Genomic DNA, 25,294 nt, shown 5'->3' on the forward strand with positions numbered 1-25,294 from the left:
ACCTGGACCTGGCCCCCGTCCACCGTGACCGTCACGGCTCTCGCGCCGGGTCAACCACGACCGGGCCGGCGCCGGCACTGATCAACCACGACCGGCCCCGGGGCAGGAGGTGATCAACCACGACCGGTCCACGTCGGCCTGGTGCCTCAGCAGCACCGCCCCGCACCGCGCGTCGTCACGCCGGCTCGCGATGACGGTCGTGGCTGACGCAGCGCACTGCACGAGCGGTCGTGGCTGACGCAACAGACCCAGGCGGTGGTCGTGGCTGACGCACCACGCCGGGACCACGGTCGTGGCTGACCCGGTCGCCGCCGCCGGGCCGCGGCGCTAGCGTGCCGTCATGTCGAAGAAGCCGGACCACACGCACCCCGCGAAGCAGAAGAAGCTGCCGAACAAGGTGTACGAGCACGAGCTGTTCCGGCTCCAGTCGGAGCTGGTCAAGCTCCAGGAGTGGGTGAAGGCGACCGGCGCGCGCGTCGTCGTGGTGTTCGAGGGCCGGGACGCGGCCGGCAAGGGCGGCACGATCAAGCGGCTCACCGAGTACCTCAGCCCGCGCGTCGCCCGCATCGCGGCGCTGCCCGTGCCCACCGAGCGTGAGAAGACGCAGTGGTACTTCCAGCGGTACGTCGAGCACCTGCCGTCCGCCGGGCAGATCGTCGTGTTCGACCGGTCCTGGTACAACCGGGCGGGCGTCGAGAAGGTCATGGGGTACTGCACCCCGCAGGAGCACGCGCGGTTCCTGCGGCAGTGTCCGATCTTCGAGCAGATGCTCATCGACGACGGGATCCTGCTGCGCAAGTACTGGTTCTCCGTGTCGGACGACGAGCAGCTCCGCCGGTTCCGGGGGCGGCTCACCGACCCGGTGCGGCGCTGGAAGCTCAGCACGACCGACCTGGAATCGCTGCACCGCTGGGAGGACTACTCGCGCGCCAAGGACGAGATGTTCGTCCACACGGACCTGCCGGCGAGCCCGTGGTTCACGGTCGAGTCCGAGATCAAGAAGCACGCGCGGGTCAACATGATCTCGCACCTGCTCTCGAGCATCCCGTACACGGACGTCCAGCCGGCGGAGAAGATCGAGCTCCCCGACCGTCCCCCGGCGAGCCGCGGGTACGAGCGGCCGCCGCGCGAGCTGTCGACGTACGTGCCCGACGTCGCCGCGCAGCTGCTGGGCGACCCGGAGCGCTCATACTGACCGGCGGGGCGCTCGACCGGGGCGTCCCGGTCGAGCGCCCGTCCGCTCACGCGGCGCGTTCCACCGCGTCCGACGTGCGGCCGGGGAGCAGGACGCACAGGACGGTCGCGAGCGCCGCCAGTCCGGTCGCCCACCAGAACGCTGCGTCGAACGCGTCGGCGAGGTCTCCGAGGCTCGCGGCGGTGCCGGCGGCGGTCGCGAGGACGACGGCGAGCACCGCGGTGCCGAACGATCCGCCGACCTGCTGGGACACGCGCGTGATGATGCTCGCGTCGGGCATGTCGCGGCGGTCGAGCCCGCGGTAGGCGCCCGTCATGAGCGGGATCATGACGGCCCCGAGGCCGAACCCGCGGACGACGAGAACGGCGAGCAGCAACCACGTCGTGGACGTCGCGCCGACGAACGCGAACGGCAGGGTCCCGAGGGTGAGGATCGCGAACCCGCCGACGGCGACCGCCCGCCCGCCGATCGCGTCGGTGAGGCGTCCGGCGAGCGTCCGGGACGCGAGCGCCCCGACGCCCTGCGGGACGAGGAGGAGCCCGGCGCCGAGGGCGTCGTACCCGCGGACCTCCTGCCAGTAGAGCGGGAGCAGGAGCATCGCGCCGTAGAGCACCATGCCGGACAGGAACATGAGCAGGGACGACGCTGCGAGGGGCCGGTTCCGCAGGAGCCGGACGTCGATGAGGGCGCGCTCGCCCTCGCGCAGCGCCCAGGCGACGAACCCTCCGACGAGCGCGAGGCCGCCGAGCAGCGGGACGAGGACGCGGGCGTGGCCGAAGCCGCCGAGCTCGGCGACCTGGGTGAGCCCGTAGATCGTGGCGACGACGCCGGGGACGAGCAGCGCGAGCCCGACGGCGTCGAGGCGGGTGGGTCGTCCGGGTTCCCCGGCGGGGAAGTACCGGACGGCGAGCCAGATCCCGACGGCCCCGATGGGCACGTTGATGAGGAACAGCCAGTGCCAGGACAGGAACCCGAGGACGAGCCCGCCGAGGACGGGACCGAGGATCGGCCCGACGGCGACGGGCAGGCTGACGGCCGCCATGAGGCGTCCGAGGTCGCGCCCGTGCGCGGCCTGCATGAGGACGGTCGACATGAGCGGCATGAGGACGCCGCCGCCGAGGCCTTGCACGACGCGGAAGGCGATGAGGCTGGGGGCGTCCCACGCGAGCGCGCACAGGGCCGACCCGAGGACGAAGACGCTGAGGGCGATGAGCCAGAGCCGCTTGCTGCCGAGCCGGCTCTGGAGCCACCCGGTCAGCGGGATGGTGACGAACATCGCGAGCAGGTAGGCGGTGCTGACCCACTGGATGGTGGCGACGGACGCGTCGAGCGCGGTGCCGAGCTCGTGCAGGCCGACGCTGACGATCGTGGTGTCCAGGATGACGGCGACCGCGCCGACGATGACGGCGACGGTGAGGCGGCGCAGGTCGGGGTCGATGCCGGCAGGCTGCGGGGGCCGGGGTGCCGATGTGGCGGTGGGGACGGACATGGGTGCTCCGGTGGTCGAGACGGAGAAGCGAGATTAGATGCAGCAGTGTTTCTTGTGCGAGCCTACGACGGGCCGGTTAAGATACGCAAGTGGATCTTGAAGACGAGTCGCCGACCCCGGACGTCCCCCGCCGCCGCCGCGGCGCGGAGCTCGAGGACGCACTCCTCGACGCCGCCTGGGACGAGCTCGTCGACCGCGGCTACGGCGGGTTCACGATCGACGGCGTCGCGCGCCGCGCCGGCACCAGCCGGCCCGTCCTCTACCGACGCTGGGCCACCAAGCCCGAGCTCGTCCGCGCCGCCGCAGAGCGCGCGCTGCGGCGGGGCCGGGCCACCATCCCCGACACCGGGACCCTGCGCGGTGACTTCCTCGCGCTGCTCGAGCAGTCGAACGTCCGGATGACGGGCACGTCCGCCCTCGTCGCCTACTACCTCGGCGGCTACTTCCAGGAGACCGGGACGTCGCCCGCCGACCTGCGCGCCTCGCTGCTCGGGGACGGGTCGACGACCGTCGACGTCGTCGTCGACCGGGCCGTCGCGCGCGGCGAGCTCGGGCCGGAGCCGCTGTCCCCGCGCGTCCGGAGCCTGCTGGTCGACCTGTTCCGCCACGAGGGGCTCATGACGCTGGCGCCGGTGCCCGTGTCCGTGCGCGAGGAGATGCTCGACGACATCTACCTGCCGCTGCTGCGGCTGCGCTCCGGCCTGCCGCAGGGCTGAGGGACGGGGGCCAGCGGGAACGCAAGGACCCCCCGCACACCCGCCAGAGCTCGCCTGCCCTTGCTACCTTCCGGTCCTGGGGGAGTTCAGCGAGATGACGCCGCACGAGGGGTCTGCGACCAGACTACCGGACGTCAGAGGGGCGCCCGACCACCGCGCGCGGCCAGCCACGCGTCGACCTCGGCGAGGTAGCCGGCACGCTCGTCGTCCGCGAGGAACGCCGACTCGAACGAGTTCCGGGCGAGGTGGGCGAGCTGCTCGTCGCTCGCGCCGAGCGCCTCGACGACCGCGTCCACGTTGGCGTCGACCTGTCCCCCGAAATAGGGCGGGTCGTCCGAGTGGACGCTCACGACAAGGCCCCGCTCGAGCATGCGCAGCAACGGGTGGTCGGCCATCGTGTCGACGGCCCGGAGGCGCACGTTCGACAGCGGGCAGACGGTCAGCGGCACCCGCTCGGCCACGAGCCGCTCGACCAGGGCGTCGTCCTCGAGGGAGCGGATGCCGTGGTCGATGCGCTCCGCGCGCAAGGCGTCGAGCGCGCCCGTGACGTACTCCGGCCCGCCCTCCTCGCCACCGTGCGCGACGACGTGCAGACCGTGCTCGCGCGCGAACGCGAACACGTCGGTGAACAGCTCGGGCGGGAAGCCGACCTCCGCGGAGTCCAGCCCGATCCCGTCGAACGGGATTCCGGACGCCACGAGCGCGCGCAGCAGGTCGAACGCCTCGTCGACGGGACCGTCACGCCAGAACGAGACCAGCAGCCGGGTGGTCACCCCGTGGGTCGCGACGCTGCGGTCGAGCGCGTCACGCAGCCCGCCCATCACCGTCTCCAGCGGGATCCCGCGGCGCGTGTGCGCCTGCACGTCGCACGACACCTCGGCGTGCCGCACCCCGGCGGCCGCGGCGCGCTCGAGGTACCGGTCCACCATCTCGGTGAAGTCCGCGCGCTCCCGCAGGACGGTGAGGTTCGTGTAGAGCAGGTCGAGGAACGACTGCAGGTCCGTGAACTCGTACCGGCTGCGCAGGTCGTCGATGTCGGCGAACGGCAGGTCGACCCCGTTGCGGGCGGCGAGCTCCAGGACGTGCTCGGGTTCGAGCGTGCCGTCGAGGTGCAGGTGGAGCTCCGCCACGGGGAGCGGGCCAGGCGTGGTCCGGGGTGCTGTCATGCTGCGACCGTAGCCGTGCGGTGTTGCGGGCCCGTTTCCCGGAGGCGGTTCGGCGCCGGTTTCGGGGCACGGCCTCCGGTCCGGTATCCTCGGGGGGCTGCTGTGCGCCGGACGGGTCCCTCTGCGGATCCCCCGACGCGGACGACAGCGAGGAGGATTCGCCTAGTGGCCTATGGCGCACGCTTGGAAAGCGTGTTGGGTTAAAAGCCCTCGGGGGTTCGAATCCCCCATCCTCCGCCGGACTCAGACGGCCCGTGACCTGCGACAACGCAGGTCACGGGCCGTCGTCGTACCCGGACCTGTGGACGTGTGCGGCGCCGGGCACGGAGCCCCTAGGACACACGCCTTCGCGGCGTGCGAGCCTTCGGCGAGCGGGCAGGTGTGCGGTTCCCCGACGATGCTGTGCTACGTTCCGCCGCGAATGATCCGTCTGCCCGATTCGTAGCACCGCCCTGGGAGCAACACCCGATGCCGACTCGCCTCCGCCTCTGCTTGGCTCTCGCATCCAGCGCACTGCTCGTCTCCTCCGTGGCGACCACCGCGACCGCGGAGACCGCGACAAGCCCCACGTATGCCTCCGTCCAAGGGACCGTCGTCGACGAGACCGGCTCGCCGGTCGCCGGGGCGCAGCTCGTCCTCCAGCACGGTGACAGCCGCTATGCCACCTCGACGGACGCCGACGGCACCTACGGGCTGGCGGGTCTCGCGAGCGGCTCATGGGTCGCCGACTTCAGCGCCGACTACGTGCCGGATCCCCGGACCCTCACGCTGACCGCGGGGACGACGACGGCCGCCCAGCCCCTCGTTGCTCGCCCCGGAGCGACGGTCTCGGGCCGCATCGTGGTCGCGGGCGGCCTGCCGGACGGCGCCGTCGCCTACGCATCGTTGACGGTGCCCGGCTCACAGGTCGAGCGGTCGGCCTCCGCGGCCGCCGACGGCACCTGGACCACGACGGGCATCCCCGCCGGACGCACGACCGTGACGCTGACGGCAGGCGGGAGCGAGACCGTCACCCGCACGCTCGACGTCGCCGCAGGTGCCGCGACGGCCTCGACCGGGACGGTGACCCTGCGTCGCGCGTACGACATCTCGGGCCAGGTCCAGCTTCCTGAGCCCATCGGCCCGCACGACTCCCTGTCCAGCTGGCGCGCCGACCTGCATGCCGCGACGTCGTCCGGGAGTCCGACCGGTCCGACCCTGAGGTGGGTGCCGATGAGGCTCGGCGCCGGTGACCAGTGGGCGTCGTACTCGCTGGACGGGATCGTGGCGGGACGGTACGTCGTGCGCGTGGTCGAGACGTACCAGGGCACGTCGCGGGCGGCGCTGCAGAAGACCGTGACCGTGACGAACCGAGACCTCGACCTGGGCGCCCCCATGATCTCCGTGGGAGCCCCGATCTCGGGGACCGCGTACGACGGCTCGCTGACCGTGCTCGACGAGGGCGAGGTCACGGCGTTCGACGTGCCCTGCACCGGCGCGACCCCCGTACTGACATACGGCGTCTGGGGCGCGGTGCACCGGGACGGGACGTTCAGCGTCCCGACGCAGCGTGGGCACTGCTACGCGCTCACGACAGCGGCGCCGGGCTACTACTTCAAGGGCAGCGAGGCCGTCGGCGACCTCCTCCACGTGCGGGCCGGCACGGCGCACGTGAAGGCCCACCCGCGACTCTGGGCGCGTGTCTCCGGGACCTCGGCCCGCCTGCCGTACGGACAGCGGAGCCTCATCGTGCACGTCACTCCCTACGGCAGGGCGACCTCGCCCGACGGAGGGTCCATCACGCTGCGCACCGGTGGCCGGACCATCGGCTCCGCTCGCGTGACGCACGGCCGCGCCGTCGTGCGGTTGAGCGCCCCGTTGCTCCCCGGTACGCGCACGATCTCGGCGACCTGGGGCGGCACGACGTCGTACGCCCCAGTCAACACGTCCTTCACCGTCCGCATCGCCCCGGTGGCCACTCACGGCACGGTGTCCGTCGGACGTGCGACGTCCGCGGGTGCCACCGTCACCGTCCGGGCGACGACGGCGCTGCGGCCCGCCGGCCCGCTGATCCTCGACGTCGACTACACGCGCACCGCACGCGCGACCGCGCACCTCGAGGGTGGCGTGTGGGTGGCGACCGTCCGGATGCAGCACGTGCCGACCGGGCGACACAGCGTCTTGCTGGTCCGCAGCGGCAACGGACAGGTCCTGTCGACGTCCACGGTGCACCGCGTCACCGTCAGCGCGACCCGCTCGGGGCACTGGACGTTCTGGCGCTGACGGCGCCGTGCCCAGGCTCGGCTCCGGGCAGGGAGCCGCGGGGCTCGGGGCCCGGGGCGCGCTCGACGCGCTCGAGGTCGCGCGCGCTGGCATGCTCGGTCGCGTGAGCGAACCGTCAGCCGCCACGCCCGCAGACGACGCCGAGCAGGCGCCGCCCCCCGACAAGCCGACGTTCGGCAAGCCCACCACGCAGGACGTCACGTCCGGCTTCGTCACCGGCCTGTTCTCGATCCCGGAGGGCATGGCCTACGCGAGCATCGGCGGGTTCGCCGCGCCGCTGGGCCTGTGGTCGGGCGTGGTGCCGACGATCGTGGGGTCGGCGCTCGCCCGGACCGTCCTCATGGTCACGACGCTCACCAGCGCGATCGCCCTGTCGTCGCAGAGCGTGCTGGCTGCGGCGGGCCTCAAGCCGAACGACCTGGGGGCGCTGGCGACGCTCACCGTGCTGGTCGGGCTCGTCATGCTGATCATGGGCCTGCTCAAGCTCGGGTCGGTCATGTCGTTCGTGTCGACCGCGGTGATGACGGGCTTCACGACGGGGATCGCGCTGCAGATCGTCACGGGCGTCCTCAAGGACGCGACCGGGTACACACCCACCCCGCACAACACGCTCGCGAAGGTCGAGAACTCGATCGCCCACGTGGGCGACTGGAACGGGCCGACGGTGGTGGTCGCCGTGGCGACGGTGGCCGCGTGGGCGGCGTTCCACGCGGTGAAGAAGCTCGAGCAGTACGCGACGCTCCTCGCGCTGCTCGTCGTCAGCGTGGTGTGCGCGATCGTGAAGCCGGACATCGAGCTGGTCAAGGACATCGCGGCGATCCCACGGTCGCTTCCGCCGTTCTCGCTGCCCGACCTGGGCGCGGTGCCGGAGCTGGCGACCGGGGCGATCGCGATCGCGCTCGTCGCCCTCGCGCAGGCCGCCGGCATCGGCGCGGCCGTCGCCAACCCCGACGGGTCGCGCCCGAACGCGTCGAAGGACTTCACCGCGCAGGGCGTCGCGAACATCGCCGGCGGGTTCTTCTCCGCCCTGCCGACGGGCGGCTCGCTGTCGCGCACGGGTGTCGGCACGAGCGCCGGGGCGAAGACGCGCTGGTCGGGCATCTTCGCCGGCGTGTGGCTCGCGCTCATCGTGCTCGCGGTCGGCCCGGTGGCGGGCGAGATCCCGATGGCCGTCATCGGCGGCCTGCTGATCGTCATCGGCGGCGAGCTCATCGCGGGGCGCGTCGGCGACATCACGCTCGTCCTGCGGACGTCGTGGCTCTCCGCGCTCGCGATGATCGTGACGTTCCTCGCGACGACGCAGCTCCCCCTCCAGGACGCGATCTTTATCGGCGCGGGCCTGTCGATCCTGCTGTTCGCCGTCGGGTCGTCGAAGCGCGGCCAGCTCCTCGAGCTCACCCCCGACGGCCACGGCGGGTGGGAGCTCGGGGAGCCGCCCGCCGTCCTCCCGTCGGGACGCACGACCGTCCTGCACTACGTAGGCTCGGGCTTCTTCGCCGAGGTCAACCAGCTCGAGAGCGAGTGGCCCGACCCGCGCCCGACCCATGACGCCGCGCTGGTGGTCTCGCTGCGCGGCTCGACGGGCATCCCGTCCGCGACCTTCGTCAAGGCCTACGTGCGCGCCGTCCAGCGGCTGCGCCGCCATGGCGTCGAGGTCGTCCTGTGCGGAGTGCCGCCCCGCCTGCACGCCCTCCTGGAGCGCACCGGGGCGCTCGACACCTTGGGCCACGACTCCGTCGTCCCCGAGACGTCGCACCTGCTGGAGTCGCTCGACGAGGCCTACGCCATCGCCGAGCGGCGGCGACTCGCCGCTGCCACCGGCGACGACGGCGCCACCGGGTAGTCCGCACGGGGGCCCGGTTAGGCTGGCTGACGATGGATGGTCTTCTCCCCTGGTGGCGCTCCCGGTCCGTGCTCTTCCGTGACGCCTGCCTGGCGGTGGTCCTCGCGGCGGTCGCCCTGGCGGCCGTGCCCCACGACGGCTGGCCGGCCTGGCTGACCGTCCTGGGGGCGCTCTCGCTCGTCGCGCGGCGGACGCGCCCGGAGGTCGTCCTGGCGGTCACCGGGGGCCTCCTGGGGATCGCCGTCGTCGGCACGGTCGGTGTCGTCCTGACGCTGCCCGCGCTGGTCGCGGTGCTCACCGTGGTGCGCCGGTCCTCCCCGTGGCTCGGCCTGGCGGCAGCGGGGGTCGAGGCCGCGTGGGTGTGCGCCGCGACCGTGCTGCACGACGCACCCGGCGCCGGGACCCTCGCGCTGCTGGTCGCGGCCCTGTTCGCGCTCGCCGTGGCCGCGGCGCTGGCGGTCCGTGTCCGGGACGACGCGGTCCGGGTGACGCGCGACGCGGTCGCGTGGTCGGACGTCGCGCGGGACGCCACCGCCGCTCGCGCGGACGCCGAGGAGCGCCTGCGCGCGGCGCGCGCGCTGCACGACGCGGCGCGCGAGCACGCGGCCGTCGTGACCGTGCAGGCGGACGTCGCCGAACAGCTCGTCACCGCCCACCCCGAGCACGCGCGCGCTGCGCTCGACCAGGTGCAGACGGCCGGGCGCGCCGTCGTGCAGGAGCTCGCCGCGCTCTCGCTCCTCCTGCCGCAGGACCCGGAGTCCGCCGAGGGCACGCCCGGGCCGGTGCACCTGCGGGCGCTGCTCGACGAGGCGCGCGCCGCCGGCCTGACCGTCACGACGACGTCGACGGGCGAGCCGTACCCGCTCTCGCCCGAGGCGGACCTGGCGGCGACCCACGTCGTGCAGGAGGCGCTGGCGAACGCCCACAGGCACGGCGGCGGCTCCGCGCACGTCCGCCTGGCGTACACGCCCGGCTCGCTCGTGGTGGAGGTCACGAACCCGCTGGCGGACGACACGACCGCTGCCGACGCGGCGGCCCGACGCGACCACACGGACGAGGGCGGCCTCGCGGGCCTGCGCGCACGCGTCGACGCCCTCGGCGGCACGTTCGACGCGGGACCGGGCGACGGGTCGACGCGCGGGAGGTTCGTCGTGCGCGCCGCGCTGCCCACGCCGGACGCCCGGGACGATGCGGCCGACGACGCCGCCCACGACGCACCGGAGCACATCGCCCTGCAGCCTCCCGGCTGACCGCTCGGACCACGACCTGGACCGGAGGACCCTCGATGACCGTCGCACCCCGGCACACCGCTGCCGCCCCACCCCGCTCGTCGGCACCCGCGGTCGAGGTCCACGGCCTGCGCAAGCGCTTCGGCAGCGTCCAGGCGCTCGACGGCCTCGACCTCGTCGTCGCGCCCGGCCAGGTGGCGGGCTTCCTCGGCCCGAACGGTGCGGGCAAGTCCACGACGATCCGTGTGCTCCTCGGGATGCTCCGTCCCGACGCGGGGACCGCCCGGCTGCTCGGCGGCGACCCGTGGTCGGACGCCGTCGCCCTGCACCGCCGGCTGGCGTACGTCCCGGGCGACGTGACGCTGTGGCCCCACCTGACGGGCGGCGAGACGATCGACCTTCTGCTCCGCCTGCGTGGCGCACCCGTCGACCCGCAGCGCCGCCAGGCGGCGCTCGACCGGTTCGAGCTCGACCCGACGCGCCGCACGGGGACGTACTCGAAGGGCAACCGGCAGAAGGTGGCGCTCGTGGCCGCGTTCGCGGCGGACGTCGAGCTGCTCGTCCTGGACGAGCCCACCTCGGGACTCGACCCGATCATGGAGGCCGTCTTCCAGGACTGCGTCCGCGACGCCACCTCCCGGGGTGCCTCGGTCCTGCTGTCGAGCCACATCCTGGCGGAGGTCGAGACGCTCTGCGACACCGTGACGATCATCCGGGCCGGGCGGACCGTGCAGGCGGGGACGCTCGCGGAGCTGCGGCACCTGACCCGGTCGGCGGTGGTGGCCCACGTCCCCGACGCACCCCGGGCGGTCGACGCCCTGGGCCGGGTCGACGGGGTGCACGACCTCGCCGCCGACGACGACCGCGTGACCTTCCACCTCGACGACGCGGCCGTGCCGGGCGTCGTCCGCGTGCTCGCCGACCTGGACGCGCACGGCCTGACCATCGCTCCCCCGTCGCTCGAGGAGCTGTTCCTGCGGGAGTACGGGGACGAGCTCGCGGCGCTCGAGGGCAGCGGCGAGGACGGCGCCGCGTGAGCGCGAGCGCGAGCGGCACGCTCACGGCGACCGGGCGGCTCACGCGTCTCGCGCTGCGCCGCGACCGCGTCACGGTGCCGGTCTCGGCGCTCGCTCTGGCCGTGACGGTCCTCGTCAGCGCGAGCGCGATGCAGACCGCCTACCCGACGGCCGCGGACCGCGCGCAGCTCGCCCAGGGCGCGGGCACGAACGCGGCGTTCCTCGTGCTGCTCGGCCCGTTCCGGAACCCGGCGTCCGTCGCGAGCACGACGGCGTGGCGCGTCGGCCTGTTCATGGTCGCCGTCGCAGGCGTCCTCGCGGCGCTCGCCGTCGTGCGGCACACGCGCGGCGAGGAGGAGGCCGGACGGCTCGAGCTCGTCCGTTCGACGCCCGTGGGCCGGCTGTCACCGCTGGGCTCGGGCGTGCTGGTGGGGTCGGTGCTCAGCGGGGCGGTCGCCGTCGTCATGACGCTCGTCCTCCTGCCCTCCGGCGACACGGCCGACGACGTCGCCGGCGCGGTCGCGTTCGGCGCGCAGTTCCTCGGGATCGGGCTCGCGTCCGTGGGTGTCGGCGCGGTGTGCGCGCAGGTCGCCGCGACGGCGCGCACGGCCCGGACGCTCGCGCTGGCCGTCCTCGTGGGCGGCTACGCGCTGCGGGGCGTCGGCGACGTCCAGGACGACCTGTCGTGGCTGGTCTGGTTGTCGCCGGTCGGCTGGGCGGAGCGCATGGACGCGTACGGCGCGAACGCGTACGGGCCGTTCGTGCTGTGCGTGCTGCTGGGCGCGGCCGGGGTCGCGCTCGCCGCCGTGCTCTCGGGCCACCGCGACCTGGGCGCCGGGCTCGTCGCGCCACGGCCGGGGCCGGCGGCGTCCGCGTCCCTGGGGACGGTCGGCGCGCTCGTCACGCGGCTCCAGTGGGCGTCGGTCGCGGCGTGGGCGCTGACGGCCGGGCTGTACTGCTTCGTCGTGGGCTGCGTGCTGGAGTCCGCCGACTCGCTGCTGCAGGGCAACGCGGCCGCGCAGCAGTACGTCGAGACGCTCGGCGGCGCGGGCAAGCTCCAGGACACGCTCGTCGCGGTGGTGATGTCGTTCGTGGGGACGGCGGCGGCCGCGTTCGGCGTGAGCGCCGCGACGCAGGCGCACGGCGAGGAGACGAGGGGGCGCACGGAGCTCGTCCTCGCGACGGGCACGTCCCGCGCCCGGTACCTGGCGGCCTGGACGTCCCTGGTCGTCGCCGGCGTGGTCGTGCTGCTCGCGGCGTGCGGGCTGCTCATGGGCGTGGGCCACGCCGTCACGGGCGGGACGTGGGGCGAGTCGCTCGTCACGGAGGTGGCCGCGGCGGCCGTGCAGGCACCCGCCGCGCTCGTCGTCGGCGGGGTCGCGCTCGTCCTGTACGGGTGGCGGCCGCGCCTCGTGGGGCTCGGGTGGGCCCTCGTCGTGGCGATCGTGCTCGTCGTGCTGCTGGGCAGCGCGCTGCACCTGCCGCAGTGGGTCCTCGACCTGTCGCCGTTCACCCACGTCCCGGCGGTCCCGGTCGACGACGTCGACGTGGTCCCGCTCGCCGTGCTGCTCGGCGTGGCCCTCATCCTGGGCGCGCTCGCGTTCGTCGGCTTCTGCCGGCGCGAGGTGGGCTCGGCGTGACGGTCGACGGGTCCGCACACTCCTTTCACAGGGTCCGTCCAGCCCGTTTCGTACACTCGTCCGCATGATCTTCAAAGCCGTCGGCGACGGACGCCCGTACCCGGACCACGGCAAGGTCACGCCCAAGGACTGGTCGACCGTCCCGCCGCGCCAGGTGCGTCTCGACGAGCTCGTCACGACCAAGCGCACCCTCAACCTCGACAACCTGCTCTCCGAGGACTCCACGTTCTACGGCGACCTGTTCGCGCACGTCGTCGAGTACCGCGGGGTCCTCTACCTCGAGGACGGCCTGCACCGTGCCGTGCGGGCCGCGCTCCAGCAGCGGTCGATCCTGCACGCCCGCGTCCTCACCGTTCCCGGAACGTGACCCCGAGGTGTCGCGCGCCCGCAGGAACACCCGCCCGAGACTGTGTACGGTCGTGCCGTGAACCAGCGCACGGCACCCTCCCCGCGCGAGCTGCGCCGGCGGCGGATGCACGAACGGCAGGCCGTGGTCTTCGGCCTGCTGATCGGCGCGCTGATCCTCGTCGGGCTCTTCGCCGTCGGCATCGCCACCGGTGCCGTCAAGTCCCCCGTCGACCGCTCCATCCAGACCGCGTCCCCCGATGACGACGCGATGACGACGGCCCAGCCGTGCGTCCCGGCCAAGACCAAGCCGGTCTCCTACGGGAGGATCAAGGTCAACATCTACAACGCGTCGTCGCGCGCCGGGCTCGCCACGACCGTGTCGCGGGAGCTGGACGCCCGGGGCTTCAAGACCGGCACGATCGGCAACAGCACCCAGGACATCAAGTCCCAGCGGATCGTCTTCGGGCCGAAGGGCGTGGCGGCGGCGTACACCCTGGCGGCTCAGGTGCCCGACGCGAAGCTGGTCCTCGACGCGCGCAAGAACCGGACCGTGGACGTCGTCCTCAGCGCGTCGTACTCGGCCCTCGTCCCGCTGGACGACGTGGAGCTGTCGCCGAGGAAGTCGATGACGAGCGTCGCCGGCTGCGTCCCGCTGAAGGACGTCACCCCGCTCGCACCGTTGCCGAAGGCCACCCCGACCGTGAAGGTCAAGGGCTGAGGGTCCCGCGATACGATCGCGCGTCCCCTCCCGACGATCGAACGAGGCCGTGAAGCGCATGCCCGGACCTGCCGGCGGACCGACCACCACGATCCCGACGCTGCCCATCCGTCGTGCGGACGTCGACGACCGCGCGGAGGTCGACCGGGTCTACGAGATCTGTCTGCGCACGGGCGCGTCGGGCGCCGACGCGACCGACGACTACGACGACCCGCGGCTGATCGGCGAGGTCTACGCGGGCCAGTACCTGCGGTTCGCGCCCGACCTGGCGTTCGTGCTCGAGCACCCGGAGGACGGGGTCGTCGGCTACGTGCTGGGCGCTGCCGACACGCGGTCGTTCGAGGACGTGCTGGAGGCCGAGTGGTGGCCGGCGCTGCGCGCCCGCTACCCCGAGGGCGTCTACCCCGAGGACAGCCCGTCCGCCGCCCGCGTCCGCACGATCCACCACCCCGACGTCACGGACGACGCACTGCTCGCCGACTACCCGGCTCACCTGCACGTCGACCTTCTGCCCGCGGCGCAGGGCGGCGGCAACGGTCGCCGCATCCTCGCGACGCTGCTCGACGCGCTGCGCCAGCAGGGCGTGCGCGGAGTGCACCTCGGCGTCGCGCCCGACAACGTGGCCGCGCAGGGCTTCTACGAGCACGTCGGTTTCGTGCGGCTCAACCGACCGGGCGTCGTGTTCGGGATGCGCCTCGACGGCTGACGGACGGACGCGGGGCCCGGACCGGTGTCACCCGGCCCGGACCCCGCGTCCGTGCTCGCTGGAGGGATCGCCCGAGGGCGACCCGATCAGCTCGAGTACGCCTCGAGCGACGAGAGCTGCCCGGCGTTCCAGCCGGTGTTCGCCGTGAACGTCAGCCGCAGGTAGCGGACCGACGACGACGGCACGGTCACCGTGACCTTGTTCCCCGTGGCGGGGTCGAAGGTGTACCCGGCGGAAGCGCGCAGCGTCGTGTACGTCGAGCCGTCGGTGCTGCCGAGGACGCTGAGCGTCTCGGTCCGCTTCGCCCAGGCGGCCTGCGGCGGGAGCGCGAGCACCAGCCGGCCGACGGTCTTCGACGCGCCCAGGTCGACCGTGATCGACTGCGGGAACGCGTTGTTCGGGCTCTCCCAGTACGTCGACGCGTTGCCGTCGACGGCATTCGACGGGACGTACACGTCCGCGTACGGCGCCGAGACGGGCCGGCCCGCAGCGAGGTCGGTCACCGGCGCGGTCGTCTGCGTCGGGGTCTGGGTCGGCGTCTGGGTCTGGGTGGGCGTCTGGGTCGGGGTCTGCGTGGGCGTCTGGGTCGGCGTGGAGCCGCCGCCCGCGGCCGTCCCGTAGACCTCGACGGACGACAGCTGGCCCGCGGGCCAGCCGGTGTTGCCCGTGACGGTGACGCGGACGTAGCGCGCCGTCTTCGACGTGACGGGGATCGTCACGGCGTTCCCGCTCGCCGGGGCGAACGCGTAGGCCTTCGACGCGACGAGCGACGACCAGGTGGAGCCGTCCGTCGAGCCGTCGAGCGACAGCGTCTGCGTGCGCGCCTCCCAGCCGGCGGGCAGCGCGAGGACGACGCTCGCCACGTTCGCCGGGGCGCACAGGTCGACCGTGAGCGACTGCGGGAACGCGCTGTTGGCGCTCTCCCAGTACGTCGACACGTTGCCGTCGACCGCGTTGCCGGACGCGTACGTCTGGACGTGCGACGACTCGGACGTCGCCTTGCCGCGGGCCAGGTCGCCCGTCCCGAGGGTGCAGCCGGGGGTCTGGGTGGGCGTCTGGGTCGGGGTCTGCGTCGGCGTCTGCGTCGGGCTCTGCGTCGGCGTGGAGGTCGGCGTGGAGCCGCCGCCGCCCGCGGAGGTGTAGACGGGCGCGGGCCACGGACCGCAGTACGGCGAGCTCGTGTACCAGCCCGTGTTGCCGCTGCCCACCAGCGTGATGCCCGTGTTCACGGCGCCCTGGCAGCTGTAGATCGGGTTCGAGTACCCGACGTGGGTCGCCGTGACGTTCTCGAAGGTCGCCGCGAACGTCGACTGCGCCTGGACGACGAACGTCCCGGTGCCGTCGATGGTGACGTTCTTGAAGTGGACCGTCTTGGTGCCGCCTTCGATGAACTGGATCGCCTCGTACGAGCTGTCGAGGATGTTCATGTTGGTGACGTCGATCGTCGCGTCGATCGGCTGGTTGAGGCCGTCGAACCAGATCGCGCCGACGCCGAACTGCCAGTTGAAGTCGGAGTTGCCCGCGCGGATCAGGGTGTTCTGGTCGACCGTGATGGTCCCGCCGATGCCCGCCGCGCCCTGGACGCCCGGGTACCGGTTGGCGATGTGGATGCCGCCCCCGTTGGTCACGGTGTCCGCGACCACGTTGTTCGACACCGTGATGTCGGTGCCGCCGTAGATCGCGATGTTGTTCGCGAGCACCGGGGTGATCACCGTGTTGTACGTGAACACGTTGTCGTGCTCGGCCGTCTCGGCCCACTCGGCGATGCCGTCGTCACCCGTGTTCCGGATGAAGTTGTTCGTCGCGGTCGAGCTCGTGACGCCCAGGTGGAAGTTGATGCCGTCGGCCGTCTGGTCCAGGATCCGGCTGTTCTTGATGGTGAGGTGGTCCATCGGACCGTCCATCCACGCCCCGACCTTGGTGTGCTGGATCCACACGCTGTCGATGGTCGACGAGCTCATCGCGCCGCCGAACCCGTTGACCTGGTCGGAGTCGTTGCGCTCCTTGACCTCGCCGAGGATCGCGAGGTCGGAGACGTTGACGTTGTGGCTGCCGCCCGCGGACGCGTCCTTGCCGTACAGGCCGACACGGTTGCCCGTGAGCTCGCTGTACCACTGGCCGGCGCCCGTGAGGGTGACGTTGTCGAGGATCACGTGGTTGGTGACGAGGAACCTGCCCTGCGGCACGTAGACCTTCTTGCCCTGCGCCGCGCCGGCGTTCACCGCGTTCTGGAACGCCTGGGTCGCGTCCGCCGCGCCCGTCGGGTCGGCGCCGAAGTCCGTCACCACGTTGAGCGAGCCCGACGGCTGCGCGATCGGCGCCGCGACCTGCTCGAAGTCCGCGACGTCGATCGTGAACGTCGGCGACTGGGCCGTCGACGTCACCTGCAGCCGGACCTTCGTGCCCGCCGCGAGGGTCGAGCCGAACGTCGTGCGGACGTCGTCGTAGAAGTGGTGCTGGTTGTCGCCGACCGAGTTGCTGAACGGGTAGCCGCCGTAGAACCAGCTGTACCGCGACGTCACGGGGACGTCCTTGAGCTTCGTGCCGTTGACGAGGAGCGCGATCGTCGCGTCCCGGCCGGTCCCGTTCGCGCTGTCGGGGATCGAGTAGGCGAGGTCCATCGCGCTCGCCGCCTTGCTGAGCGTGAACTCGACGTACTCGCCCGTGGCGTCGAGCGTGACCGCCTGGCGTCCCGACGCCTCGGACGGCAGCTTGCCGTAGGTGCGGTCGGGGCCGATGACGGTGCCGTTGGTCGCGGCGTTCTCGGCCTCCTGCTCGACGAACGGGACGCTCGCCCCGCGGCCGGGGATGCCCACGGGGGACGGCGACGACGCGGTGGTCGCGGCCGTGGCCGTCGTCGCGGTGGTGGCGGCGATCCCGACGCCGAGCCCGAGCGCGGCGAGGGCCGCCGCGGTCGTGCCGGCGGCGACGGCCCGGAACCGTCCTCGGGGTTCTCGGGCGGGTGTGCAGGGGTGTGCTTCGTTGCTCACGGTCGGACCTCTCTGTCCGGTGCGGCGCCCCGAGGGGCGAGGCCGCCGGCAACGCCGCCGACAGCCCGGTGTTTTCGGGCATACGCAGCAAGTGCCCGAATCCTGACTCGGCCACAGTACGTATGTCGACAGTCACCACGCAAGAAGTCGACAAGAGAAGTTTTGTTTGAGAGCGTGGCTACGGCAGATCGCTACTACGACGCTGGCCGCCGCGGAGCGGAACGCCCAGGCGGCCCACCCGCGCTCACCGCGCTCACAGCCGCGGCGCGACCTCCTCGGCGACCAGCGCGAGGTGGTCCAGATCGTGCAGGTCGAGCGTCTGCAGGTAGAGACGCGACGCCCCCGCCTCGACGAGCCGGCCGATCACGTCCACCGCGTCGTCGACCGTGCCCGCGATGCCGTGCTCGCGCAGCTCGTCAGGCTCCCGCCCGATCGCCTCTGCACGACGACGGAACTCGGCCTCGTCCTTCCCGACGCACAGCACCAGCGCCGCCGAGCACGCGAGGTCGTCCGGGGCGCGCCCCGCCTCCGCCGCCGCGTCACGGACCCGGCCGAACAACGTCGGCACCTCGTCGATCTCCGGGAACGACGCGTTGTACTCCGCCGCGAACCGGGCCGCGAGCGCCGGCGTCCGCCGCGGCCCGCTCCCGCCGACGACGATCGGCAGCGGCTGCTGCACGGGCTTGGGCAGCCCGGGCGAGTCGACCAGGCGGTACAGGTCGCCCTCGTAGGTGAACGTCTCGCCCACGGGCGTGGACCACAGGCCCGTGATGATCTCGAGCTGCTCGGTGAGGTGGTCGAACCGGTTCTTCGGGAACGGGATGCCGTACGCCTCGTGCTCGCGCGCGAACCAGCCCGCGCCGAGCCCCAGCTCGACGCGCCCGCCCGACATCTGGTCGACCTGCGCGACCTGCACGGCGAGGACGCCCGGCCGCCGGAACGTCGCCGACGTCACGAGGGTCCCGAGGCGGATGCGGGACGTCTCCCGCGCGAGGCCCGCGAGCGTCGTCCAGGCGTCCGTCGGGCCGGGCAGCCCGTCGCCGCCCATCGCGAGGTAGTGGTCGGACCGGAAGAACGCGTCGAACCCGAGGCGCTCCGCGGTCTGCGCGACCGCGAGCAGGTCGTCGTACGTCGCTCCCTGCTGGGGCTCGGTGAAGACGCGGAGGCGGACGGGGCCGGGAAGGTCGGTGGTGGTCATCACCCCACTCTGCCGCACCCCGGCCGCACCCCGGACCGCACGGCGGGCGCCTAGGCGCACCCGATATCGTGCGCCCATGCCGCTCTCGCCTGCACTCCGCGCCCGCCTGCGCCCCCTGACCGGGGTCACCGGCGTGTGGGTGGGGTTCGTCGTCGTGCACGCCCTGCTGATCTGGCAGGCGCACGCGCACGCCGGGATGATGTTCGGCGACGTCGACCTGTACCGCACGTGGGCCCAGCAGGGCCTCAAGGACGGCACCTGGCCCGTCGTCGACTTCACGTGGGTGTACCCGTTCGGTGCGCTGGTCCCGGTGACCGTCCCGGGCTTCCTCTCGCTCGACGAGGGCGCCTACCAGAACACGTTCCTGCTGCTCGTCACGGCGCTCGACGCGATCGCGGTGGCCTGCCTGGTCCACCGGGGCCCGCGGCGGACGGTCGGCGCGTGGTGGTGGCTCGTCTTCCTGCTCGCGCTCGGGCCGATCGGCATGTGCCGGCTCGACGGGATCGCCGCGCCGCTCACCGTCATCGCGCTCGCGCAGCTCCTCCCGTCCCGCTCTCGCACCAGCGGACGGCCCGCCCTCGCGTCGGTGATCGCGACGTACGCCGCCTGGGTCAAGGTGGCGCCCGGCGCGGTCCTGGTGCCGCTCGCCCTGACCGAGAAGCGTCCCTGGCGCCGGGTCGTGCTCCCCGCGGCCGTCGTGTCGGTCGTGGTGGTCGGGACCGCCGCGGTGCTCGGCGGTGGCGGACGCGTGCTCGGCTTCCTCACCGAGCAGGGCACCCGGGGGCTCCAGGTGGAGTCGGGGGCCGCGACCCCGTTCTCGGTCGCGCGGCTGTGGAGCGGCGACTACAAGGCGTACTTCAACGACGCGCTCGTCGTCATCGAGCTCGGTGGCCCGGGGACGCACGCGATGGCGAGCGCCCTCAACGTCCTGCTCGTCCTCGCGGTGGCGGCCATCGCCGTCCTCACGTGGCGCGCCGCCGTCAACCAGCGCCGCGACCTGCCCGACGAGGACGAGCGCCGGCTCCCCCAGCTCGAGCTCGTGCTGCTCTCGACGACCGCGCTCACGCTCTCGCTGTTCGCGTTCAACAAGGTCGGGTCACCGCAGTACGTGGCGTGGTTCGCGCCGCCCGTCGCGGTCGCGCTCACGGCGTTCCGGCCGGCCGAGTCGCGCGTCGCGGGAGCGCGCGCGTGGCGCGTGGTGGCCGTCGTCCTCGTGGTCGTCGCGGTCCTCACCCAGATCCTCTACCCGTGGCGGTACGCGAAGTACTGGCTCTACGCGGTGCCGTTCGACGTCGTCAACGAGGCGGTGCGGAACGTCGCGATCCTGGCGCTCGCCGCCGGGCTCACCGTGCTGCTGGGACGCCACGCGCGGCCGCGCCGCGGTGTCACGGCGTCGTCGGAGGCGTCGTCCGCACCCGTCGACGGATCGTGACCAACCCGAGACCCGGACGGACCACTTCGGCGGTCCGGCGCTCAGCCTGATCTGTTCCAATGGCTCTCCCGGTCGTGGCCCTCGACGGTGAGGGCGGCAGCGGTGCGGCCGGGAGGATCGAAGGAGATCGCCCGTGTTCCGAAGCCCGTTCCCCGACGTCGACATCCCCGACGTGACGGTCTACGACTACCTCTTCGCGTCCCTCACCGACGAGGACGCCGACCGCGTCGCGCTCGTCGACGGCCCCAGCGGGAGAGAGACGACGTTCCGCGAGCTCCGCGCCCAGGTGGACGCCGTCGCGGGGGCGCTCGCCGCCCGCGGGATCGGTGTCGGCGACGTCGTCGGGCTCCTGTGCCCCAACGTCCCCGCGTTCGTGGCCGTGTTCCACGGCATCCTGCGCGCCGGCGCGACCGTCACGACGGTCAACTCCCTGTACACCGCGCGCGAGGTCGCGTCCCAGCTCCGCTCGTCGGGCGCCCGCATGCTCTTCACGGTCACGCCGCTGCTCGCCGCGGGCGGCGCAGCCGCGGACGAGATCGGGCTCGGAGCGGACGACGTCGTCGTGCTCGACGGCGCCGAGGGCCACCCGTCGCTGCGCGACCTGCTCACCGTGGGCACTCCCGCCCCCGACGTCCACGTCGACCCGTCCACGCACGTCGCCGTCCTGCCGTACTCGTCGGGCACCACGGGGGTCGCGAAGGGCGTCCTGCTGACGCACCGCAACCTCGTCGCGAACGTCGCCCAGACGTCACCGCTGCTCGAGATGACGCCCGAGGACCGCGTGCTCGCCGTCCTCCCGTTCTTCCACATCTACGGGCTGACCGTGCTGCTGAACCTCGCGCTCGTGAAGCGCGCGCGGCTCGTCACGATGCCGCGGTTCGACCTGCAGCAGTTCCTCCAGCTCGTCCAGGACCAGGGCTGCACCTACCTGTTCATCGCGCCGCCCATCGCGGTCGCGCTCGCGAAGCACCCCATGGTCGCGGAGTACGACCTGAGGACCGTGCACACCGTCCTGTCGGGCGCGGCACCGCTCGACGCCGCGCTCGGGCAGGCCGTCGCGGAGCGCCTCGGGTGCCGGGTCAAGCAGGGCTACGGCATGACCGAGATGAGCCCGGTGAGCCACGTCATCCCGGCGTCTGCGGACCTGCCGCTCGACTCCGTCGGTTGGACGATCCCGAACACCGAGTGCCGCCTCGTGGACCCCGCGACCGGGCAGGACATCGACGTCCCCGCCGAGGGCGAGAGCGAGGCGGGCGAGCTCTGGGTCCGCGGCCCGCAGGTCATGGTCGGATACCTCGACAACGCGCAGGCGACCGCCGACACGCTCGACGACGACGGCTTCCTGCACACCGGTGACATGGCGACCGTCCGGGCCGACGGTGTCGTCACGATCGTCGACCGGCTCAAGGAGCTCATCAAGTACCACGGCTACCAGGTCGCCCCCGCCGAGCTCGAGGCCCTGCTCCTCACGCACGACGACGTGGCCGACTCGGCCGTCATCGGCATCCGGGACGAGGAGGGCGAGGAGGTCCCCAAGGCGTACGTCGTCCTGCAGCCCGGCCGCGCGGTCTCGGGGGACGAGATCATCGCGTGGGTCGCCGAGCGGGTCGCCCCGCACAAGAAGGTCCGACGCGTCGAGATCGTCGAGGCCATCCCGAAGTCGTCGTCCGGCAAGATCCTGCGCCGCGACCTGCGTGCCCGCGAGGCGGGCCGTCTCTGAGGCAACTCGACCCGCGAGATTGTTCGCGGCCCTTGTAAACCCCGATGGCACGCGGCTAGCGTCGTGCCTGCGCCCTGACGGCGCAGACACGACGCGGCGTGCAACGTGGCGCGCCGCCCGGAATGCCCCTCTACGGAGGGCGCAGCAAGGGAGTTGCTTTGAAGCGTTCCGTGTTCCTCTCCGGGGCGGCGCTCGCCGCCTCCGCACTCGTGGCCATCGGCCCACTCGCCTCGTCGGCCACCGCGCAGGGCGGCTCCGGGGACCTGCGTCCCGGCCTGCCGCTGCCGCTCCACGTCTCCGCGCCCTACCTGGACGTCACGGCCGTCGACTCGATCGCCCAGACCGCGAAGGACTCGGGCAACAAGTACATGACGCTCGCGTTCCTGCAGACGGACGAGCCCGGCTCGTGCGACCTGTACTGGGCCGGCAACAAGGAGACGTCGGTCGCTGACGGCGCCTACAAGGACGAGATCGCGGCCATCCGCAAGGCCGGCGGCGACGTCATCATCTCGTTCGGTGGCTACAACGCCACGAACGACACCACCACCTGGGCGGGCGACCCGGCGCAGCTCCACGAGATCGCGGACTCCTGCACCGACGTCCACAAGATCGCCCAGGCGTACGAGAAGGTCGTCACGACGTACGGCGTGACCCGTCTCGACATGGACATCGAGGGCGACTCGATCAAGAACACGCCCGGCGTGGAGCGCCGCAACGCGGCCATCGCCGAGCTGCAGCGCTGGGCCGTGAAGAACCACCGCGTCGTCGACGTCACCTACACCCTGCCGTCGACACCGAACGGTCTCGTCCAGACGGGCAAGGACCTCGTGTCGTCCGCCAAGGCGCACGGTGCCGTCATCCGCACGTTCAACGTCATGACGTTCGACTACTGGGACGGTGCCCAGCACGACATGGTGGCCGACGCGCAGACCGCGGCCACGGGCCTGCTCGACCAGGTGCACGAGCTCTACGCACCCCGTGTGCCGAAGGCCCTGCTGTGGAACGCGATCGGCGTGGTCCAGATGAACGGCATCGACGACTTCGGCCCGACCGAGACGCTCTCCGTCGACCAGGCGAAGACGTTCCAGAGGTGGGCGACGCAGAAGCATCTCGGCTACATCGGCTTCTGGGCCGTCCAGCGTGACCACCAGGGCACCGACTGCGTCGGCGTCAAGGGCGCGTGGAACTGCTCGGGCGTCGAGCAGGGCGACTGGGCCTTCTCGAAGGCTTTCGCCCCGTTCACCTCGTGGTGGCCGTGATCTGACCCGGACGGGGCCCCGCAGTCTGCAGACTGCGGGGCCCTGTGCTTGTACGATTTCGCCGACGCCGCGTGGCGTCGTCCCACCGGGACGCACGGCCAGACGGGACCGAGGACAGCAACGATGGAGCACGAGAACGCCCACGGGGGCATCCGGATCGAGGACGACGGTTCCACCTGGGTCCTGTGGGGCGACGTCGACCACGCACTCACGGCCCCCGTCGCCGACGAGCTCCTCGAGGGCGTCGAGACCGTCGCGCGCCTCACCCTGGACCTCGGCGCCGTGACCTTCATGGACTCCGCCGGCCTGCGCCTCATCCTGCTCGCCGCGTCCCAACGCCCCACGAAGCTGCGTGCGATCTCGCAGCCTGTGAACGCGCTGCTCGAGATGACGATGACGTGGGAGGCGTTCGGCCTGCGCCCGGGCGAGGCGACCGTGGTCTGACGTCGGTCACCGGTCGACGGGCTCGCCCCCGCCGTCGAGGCCGGCCTCGTGCGCGAGGATCGCCGCCTGCGTGCGGTTCACCAGACCCAGCTTCGCCAGTGCGTGCGACAGGTGCGCCTTGACGGTCGGCTCCGCCATGTACAGCGCACGTGCGATCTCCGCGTTGGACGCACCTCGGGCCACCTCGCCCAGCACCTCGCGCTCCCGGTCGCTCAGCACCGCGACCCGCGTGCGAGCCTCGCTCGCGTGCTCGACGGCGGCCGAGGCGTCGGAGGCGACGAGCGCGTCGAGGATCTTGCGGGTGATCACGGGCGACAGGATCGCCTCCCCGGCCGCAGCCGCCCGCACCCCCTGGCGCAGCTCCTCGGCCGTGCTGTCCTTGAGCAGGTATCCGGCAGCCCCGGCGCGCAGCGCGGGCACCACGTACCGGTCGTCCTGGAAGTGCGTCAGCACGACGACCACGGCGCCCGGCGCGAGCCGGACCACGTCCCGGGTGAGCTCGAGGCCGTCACGGCCCGGCATCTGCATGTCGGTGAGCACCACGTCCGGTCGCTCGCGCAGGACGACGTCGAGGCCGACGTCGCCGTCATCGGCCCGCCCTACCACGTCGATGTCGTCGGCGTCGTCGAGCAGGGCCGCGATCCCGTCACGGAACAGCGGCTCGTCGTCCACGACCACGACCCGGATCATTCCCGCCCCCTCGTCCGCGGCAGCTCAGCCCGCACCTCGAAGCCACCGTCGTCGGACGGTCCCGCGTCGACCGTCCCACCGATCAGCGCGACGCGCTCCCGCAGGCCCGTGAGACCGACGTGCGCGGTGGGCAGGTCGACCGGTTCGCGCACCGGGGCGCCGTTGTGCACGACCACCTCGAGCGTCGCGGGCGCCCGGTCCCGCACGGTCACAGACGTGGCCGCACCCGGCGCGTGCCGCGCAGCGTTGGTGAGGGCCTCCCGCACGACGCGGACCGCGGTGCGCTCAGCCGGCCCCGGAACCGCGTCGCGCGCAGCCACGACCTCGAGAGTCACCGGCTGACCGACCGAACGCGACTCAGCGACGAGCGCCTCGAGCGCCCCGAGGCCGAGCGCCTCCGGATGCTCGTCGGACTCGTCGCGCCGCAGGACGTCGAGAAGCTGGCGCAGCTCATCGAGTGCCGCGCGGGCAGCGTCCCGGATGGCGACCACGTCGCCCGCGAGGGTGTCGGGCACCCGGGTCTCGAGCAGGTTGGCGCGGAGCACGACCTCGCTCATGCGGTGCGCGGCGAGGTCGTGCATCTCCCGTGCGAGCCGGGCCCGCTCGAGCTCGCGCACCGAGACGACGAGGTGCTCGGCGGCCGCGCGGCGACCGACCGACCGCGCGCCGGCGGCGGCGCGCCGGGTCGCCGCCGCTCGCCCGACGAACCATGCGGCGAGCAGCACGGCCAGGCCCAGCCGCCCCGGCAACGCGTCCGACCAGCTCTCGGCGGTGGCGGCGACCAGGCCGGGGCCGGCGAGGATTCCGCCGACGAGCCACCAGACACCGCTCGCGCCGGGGACGAGCAGCCCCACGAGCAGGCTCGCCACCCCGGCCGCGACGGTCGGGGAGACGACCGCCAGGGCGCAGCAGCCCACCAGCACCGGGCCCGGGCGGCGCGGGCCCCACCACAGCAGGACTGCGGCCAGCACCTGCGCACCGACCTCGACCCAGAGGCCGTGGTCCAGCGACCCCTGCTGGTCCCGGACGCCGACCACGAGGACACCGAGCACCACGGTGGCCAGCACGACCAGGGCACGCGCACCCGGGCGCGTGCTCCCGACCACGCCGAGACCCTGCACGCCCCGAACGTAACCACGCCTCGGGACGGAGCGCGCGAGGACGGTCGCAGGAGCGCCGATCGGATGCGCGCGACGTATCCGTCCGGCCGATCCCCGGAGGGTTCCCGCCGCC

Annotated in this window: 20 protein-coding genes, 1 tRNA gene and 1 other RNA gene; 15 read left to right on the top strand and 7 right to left on the bottom strand. The window is 72.9% G+C overall.

Features of this window, described 5'->3' with window-relative positions; genetic code table 11:
- The first annotated feature begins 340 nt into the window (after positions 1 to 340).
- Entirely contained in the window at positions 341 to 1,195 is an 855-nt protein-coding gene (gene ppk2 / locus CLV34_RS12190) for a polyphosphate kinase 2 (RefSeq protein WP_100350592.1), read from the top strand.
- A 46-nt stretch (positions 1,196 to 1,241) separates the two neighbouring features.
- Here the strand turns inward: ppk2 and CLV34_RS12195 are convergent, their stop codons facing one another.
- Entirely contained in the window at positions 1,242 to 2,684 is a 1,443-nt protein-coding gene (locus CLV34_RS12195; RefSeq protein WP_100350593.1) for an MDR family MFS transporter, read from the bottom strand.
- 89 nt (positions 2,685 to 2,773) lie between these two features.
- Here CLV34_RS12195 and CLV34_RS12200 point away from each other — a divergent pair, with 89 nt between their 5' ends.
- Positions 2,774 to 3,400, top strand: coding sequence for a TetR/AcrR family transcriptional regulator (locus tag CLV34_RS12200; RefSeq protein ID WP_100350594.1), 627 nt, complete (start codon positions 2,774 to 2,776; stop codon positions 3,398 to 3,400).
- Positions 3,401 to 3,420: 20 nt separating this feature from the next.
- Here the strand turns inward: CLV34_RS12200 and ffs are convergent.
- Together ffs and add are read right to left on the bottom strand one after the other, a co-directional pair.
- Positions 3,421 to 3,517, bottom strand: an RNA gene (gene ffs / locus CLV34_RS12205) — signal recognition particle sRNA small type.
- Positions 3,518 to 3,534: 17 nt separating this feature from the next.
- Positions 3,535 to 4,566 (bottom strand): adenosine deaminase, encoded by a 1,032-nt coding sequence (gene add / locus CLV34_RS12210; RefSeq protein ID WP_100350595.1) that lies wholly within the window; start codon positions 4,564 to 4,566, stop codon positions 3,535 to 3,537.
- 151 nt (positions 4,567 to 4,717) lie between these two features.
- On the opposite strand from add, the gene CLV34_RS12215 reads away from it, so the two are divergent.
- From CLV34_RS12215 to CLV34_RS12255, 9 genes are all read left to right on the top strand, one after another.
- Positions 4,718 to 4,803: transfer RNA gene (locus tag CLV34_RS12215), tRNA-Ser, on the top strand.
- A 231-nt stretch (positions 4,804 to 5,034) separates the two neighbouring features.
- Positions 5,035 to 6,828, top strand: coding sequence for a carboxypeptidase-like regulatory domain-containing protein (locus CLV34_RS12220; RefSeq protein WP_100350596.1), 1,794 nt, complete (start codon positions 5,035 to 5,037; stop codon positions 6,826 to 6,828).
- A gap of 103 nt (positions 6,829 to 6,931) precedes the next feature.
- Positions 6,932 to 8,671 carry a SulP family inorganic anion transporter gene (locus tag CLV34_RS12225; protein WP_211289443.1) on the top strand — a complete coding sequence of 580 codons (1,740 nt, stop codon included), beginning with the start codon at positions 6,932 to 6,934 and terminating at the stop codon, positions 8,669 to 8,671.
- A gap of 32 nt (positions 8,672 to 8,703) precedes the next feature.
- On the top strand, positions 8,704 to 9,921 hold the full coding sequence (locus tag CLV34_RS12230; protein WP_100350597.1) for a sensor histidine kinase: 1,218 nt from the start codon (positions 8,704 to 8,706) through the stop codon (positions 9,919 to 9,921).
- Positions 9,922 to 9,956: 35 nt separating this feature from the next.
- Positions 9,957 to 10,937 carry an ABC transporter ATP-binding protein gene (locus CLV34_RS12235; RefSeq protein ID WP_100350598.1) on the top strand — a complete coding sequence of 327 codons (981 nt, stop codon included), beginning with the start codon at positions 9,957 to 9,959 and terminating at the stop codon, positions 10,935 to 10,937.
- Positions 10,934 to 12,556, top strand: coding sequence for an ABC transporter permease (locus CLV34_RS12240; protein WP_100350599.1), 1,623 nt, complete (start codon positions 10,934 to 10,936; stop codon positions 12,554 to 12,556). The genes CLV34_RS12235 and CLV34_RS12240 overlap by 4 nt, the downstream gene beginning before the upstream one ends.
- A 64-nt stretch (positions 12,557 to 12,620) precedes the next feature.
- Complete coding sequence (locus tag CLV34_RS12245; protein WP_100350600.1) at positions 12,621 to 12,923, top strand: type II toxin-antitoxin system VapB family antitoxin; 303 nt, start codon at positions 12,621 to 12,623, stop codon at positions 12,921 to 12,923.
- A gap of 57 nt (positions 12,924 to 12,980) precedes the next feature.
- Positions 12,981 to 13,622, top strand: a complete 642-nt coding sequence (locus CLV34_RS12250; RefSeq protein WP_157803826.1) for a LytR C-terminal domain-containing protein — start codon at positions 12,981 to 12,983, stop codon at positions 13,620 to 13,622.
- Between the two features lie 58 nt (positions 13,623 to 13,680).
- On the top strand, positions 13,681 to 14,328 hold the full coding sequence (locus tag CLV34_RS12255; protein WP_100350807.1) for a GNAT family N-acetyltransferase: 648 nt from the start codon (positions 13,681 to 13,683) through the stop codon (positions 14,326 to 14,328).
- A gap of 86 nt (positions 14,329 to 14,414) precedes the next feature.
- Here CLV34_RS12255 and CLV34_RS12260 read toward each other — a convergent pair whose 3' ends face one another.
- Both CLV34_RS12260 and CLV34_RS12265 read right to left on the bottom strand, forming a co-directional pair.
- Positions 14,415 to 17,318, bottom strand: a complete 2,904-nt coding sequence (locus CLV34_RS12260) for a discoidin domain-containing protein (RefSeq protein WP_100350602.1) — start codon at positions 17,316 to 17,318, stop codon at positions 14,415 to 14,417.
- Positions 17,319 to 17,571: 253 nt separating this feature from the next.
- The gene (locus CLV34_RS12265; protein ID WP_100350603.1) at positions 17,572 to 18,516 is read right to left on the bottom strand and encodes an LLM class F420-dependent oxidoreductase; all 945 of its coding nucleotides are present in this window, start codon (positions 18,514 to 18,516) and stop codon (positions 17,572 to 17,574) included.
- A 76-nt stretch (positions 18,517 to 18,592) separates the two neighbouring features.
- On the opposite strand from CLV34_RS12265, the gene CLV34_RS12270 reads away from it, so the two are divergent.
- The 4 genes from CLV34_RS12270 (at position 18,593) to CLV34_RS12285 (ending at position 23,371) form a co-directional block, all read left to right on the top strand.
- Entirely contained in the window at positions 18,593 to 19,948 is a 1,356-nt protein-coding gene (locus tag CLV34_RS12270; protein WP_100350604.1) for a glycosyltransferase 87 family protein, read from the top strand.
- 133 nt (positions 19,949 to 20,081) lie between these two features.
- Complete coding sequence (locus tag CLV34_RS12275) at positions 20,082 to 21,668, top strand: AMP-binding protein (RefSeq protein ID WP_100350605.1); 1,587 nt, start codon at positions 20,082 to 20,084, stop codon at positions 21,666 to 21,668.
- A 158-nt stretch (positions 21,669 to 21,826) separates the two neighbouring features.
- Positions 21,827 to 22,927, top strand: coding sequence for a chitinase (locus CLV34_RS12280; protein WP_157803827.1), 1,101 nt, complete (start codon positions 21,827 to 21,829; stop codon positions 22,925 to 22,927).
- Positions 22,928 to 23,050: 123 nt separating this feature from the next.
- On the top strand, positions 23,051 to 23,371 hold the full coding sequence (locus CLV34_RS12285) for an STAS domain-containing protein (RefSeq protein ID WP_100350607.1): 321 nt from the start codon (positions 23,051 to 23,053) through the stop codon (positions 23,369 to 23,371).
- A 6-nt stretch (positions 23,372 to 23,377) separates the two neighbouring features.
- Here the strand turns inward: CLV34_RS12285 and CLV34_RS12290 are convergent, their stop codons facing one another.
- The gene (locus CLV34_RS12290) at positions 23,378 to 24,061 is read right to left on the bottom strand and encodes a response regulator (RefSeq protein ID WP_100350608.1); all 684 of its coding nucleotides are present in this window, start codon (positions 24,059 to 24,061) and stop codon (positions 23,378 to 23,380) included.
- On the bottom strand, positions 24,058 to 25,182 hold the full coding sequence (locus CLV34_RS16435) for a sensor histidine kinase (RefSeq protein WP_157803828.1): 1,125 nt from the start codon (positions 25,180 to 25,182) through the stop codon (positions 24,058 to 24,060). Before CLV34_RS16435 ends, CLV34_RS12290 begins: the two co-directional genes overlap by 4 nt.
- Between the last annotated feature and the right edge of the window lie 112 nt (positions 25,183 to 25,294).

It is taken from the genome of Luteimicrobium subarcticum (assembly GCF_002798015.1).
In the GTDB taxonomy this organism is placed as follows: domain Bacteria; phylum Actinomycetota; class Actinomycetes; order Actinomycetales; family Cellulomonadaceae; genus Luteimicrobium; species Luteimicrobium subarcticum.